Source organism: Psychrobacter sp. TB20-MNA-CIBAN-0197 (genome assembly GCF_040309765.1).
GTDB classification, from domain to species: domain Bacteria; phylum Pseudomonadota; class Gammaproteobacteria; order Pseudomonadales; family Moraxellaceae; genus Psychrobacter; species Psychrobacter submarinus.
In genome coordinates this window covers 1-490 of sequence record NZ_JBEOPC010000096.1, presented here as the reverse complement: position 1 = coordinate 490, position 490 = coordinate 1, and the positions used below count along the sequence as shown (strand labels likewise).

Below are 490 nucleotides of genomic sequence, written 5' to 3'. Positions count from 1 at the left end.
GCTTTGAGGCCTTTTCGCGCACCACTTCTAAGTGTGCCTAGTAACGTAAACACTTTGGTATCAAATGAAGTATAAGCACCTTGTGCAAAATAAATCGCATCTTTTTCATTTAGTATATCGAGTAGCTTATCGTTTAATTCACTTAGTGGGTAAGCTTCATCAAACAAGTAGTCACTTTTAGCTTTATCAAAGCCAACTCTGCGGCCATGCCAAATTTCTGCAAGCTTGTCTTTATCTAGGCAAAATAAAGTACTGGGTGCATCGCTGTTGTTACATAGTACAAGTACAGCGTCGGGTTCGTTAAAGCCTGTTAAATAGAAAAAGTCGCTATCTTGTCTAAATGCATATTCGGTATCGCGGCTACGCGTCACTTCGCTTGCAGCGGGAATAATAGCAACGCTATTTTTATCCATTTGCGCAAGTAAACGCTCACGGCGTGCTTTAAATTCTGACTTTTGTACTTCAACCATTATTAACCAACCCGTTTAAC

General features: G+C 40.2%; 1 protein-coding gene. It reads right to left on the bottom strand.

Translation table 11 applies throughout. The annotated features are described in order from the left end of the window. Positions 1 to 470 (bottom strand): aminopeptidase P N-terminal domain-containing protein (locus tag AAEY83_RS12815; RefSeq protein ID WP_351059268.1); only part of this gene is annotated, 470 nt, incomplete at its 3' end. Positions 471 to 490 lie beyond the last annotated feature (20 nt).